Source organism: Shewanella sp. UCD-KL21 (assembly GCF_001957135.1).
Classification (GTDB): Bacteria; Pseudomonadota; Gammaproteobacteria; order Enterobacterales; family Shewanellaceae; genus Shewanella.
Genome location: NZ_MPHK01000052.1, coordinates 1 through 1,512, shown reverse-complemented (window position 1 = coordinate 1,512; position 1,512 = coordinate 1). Strand labels below are relative to the sequence as shown.

The 1,512-nt window shown below is 49.9% G+C and carries 1 protein-coding gene; it reads right to left on the bottom strand.

Going from position 1 to position 1,512, the window contains the following annotated elements:
* Positions 1–1,512 (bottom strand): cadherin-like domain-containing protein (locus BM739_RS19790; RefSeq protein ID WP_139326941.1); only part of this gene is annotated, 1,512 nt, incomplete at both ends.

Genomic DNA, 1,512 nt, shown 5'->3' with positions numbered 1-1,512 from the left:
CGACATCAGGTGCGACTGCGGCATCGTTGATTGGGTTAACGGTTAAATCAACACCTGTTGCTACTGTGGTAGTGCCATCAGAGACATCAAAGCTTAAGTCTAAATCGCCATTAAAGTCCGCATCTGGGGTGATGGTGAAGCTGCCATCGGGGTTAGCCACCACGGTGGCATTATCGCCGACGCTGAGGTTTTCAGCGCTTAGGCTGTCACCATCGATGTCAGATGCATTAGCCAGTAATTGCTCTTGGCTTAGGGTAATTGAGCCATCTTCGTCTACCGAGTAAGCGACATTACCATCGACCACAGGGGTATCGTTCACTGCGATAGTTTCAATGCCAGCCGTTGTTGTGGCCGTTGCACCGTCATCATCGATAACCACCACGTCAAGGCTGATGTCACCGTTRAAGTTCTCGTTTGGTGAGAAGGTCACTGAGCCATCTTCATTGGTGATTAATACACCGTCGGTACCTGAGTAGCTCACACTATCAAGTGAAACCGTGCCGTCCACATCACTAGAGTTGGCCAGCAATTGCTCAGCGCTAATGGTGATTTGGCCGTCTTCGTTGACTGTGTAACTTGTTGAGCCGGCAACCGGTGCATCATTGACATCAGCAACCGCGATATCAATGTTGGCTGGGGTCACAACCGTGCCATCACTAACACCAAATTCAAGCGCGACATCGCCATTGAAGTTTTCATTTGGCGCAAAGCTATGGGTGCCGTCACCGTTGTCAGTGAGCACACCATCGGTGCCGGTGTAGCTCACATCGGCAATGGTCAATGTGTCGCCATCGATATCGCTTGCACCAGCCAGTAACTGCTCATCGGTAATGATGATAACGCCATCTTCATTCATCTCGAATGCGACATCAGGTGCGACTGCGGCATCGTTGATTGGGTTAACGGTTAAATCAACACCTGTTGCTACTGTGGTAGTGCCATCAGAGACATCAAAGCTTAAGTCTAAATCGCCATTAAAGTCCGCATCTGGGGTAATCGTAAAGCTGCCATCTGGGTTAGCAACCACGGTAGCATTATCGCCTACTGATAGGTTTTCAGCGCTTAGGTTGTCGCCGTCGATGTCAGATGCATTGGCCAGCAATTGCTCTTGGCTTAGGGTAATTGAGCCATCTTCGTCAACCGAGTAAGCGACATTACCATCAACTACTGGGGTATCGTTTACCGCCAGTGTAGTGATGCCCGCAGTAGTTTCTGCAGTGGCGCCGTCATCGTCGATAACCACTACATCAAGACTGATGTCACCGTTGAAGTTCTCATTCGGGAAGAAAGTAACCGAGCCATCAAGATTATTCGTTAATATGCCGTCGGTGCCTGAGTAAGACACTGAGTCTAGACTGACAGTGCCATCCACATCACTGCTGTTTGCCAGTAACTGCTCAGCGCTAATGGTGATTTGGCCATCTTCGTTGACTGTGTAACTTGTGCTGCCTGCAACCGGCGCATCGTTGACATCGGCAACTGCGATATCAATGTTTGCTGGGGTCACAACGG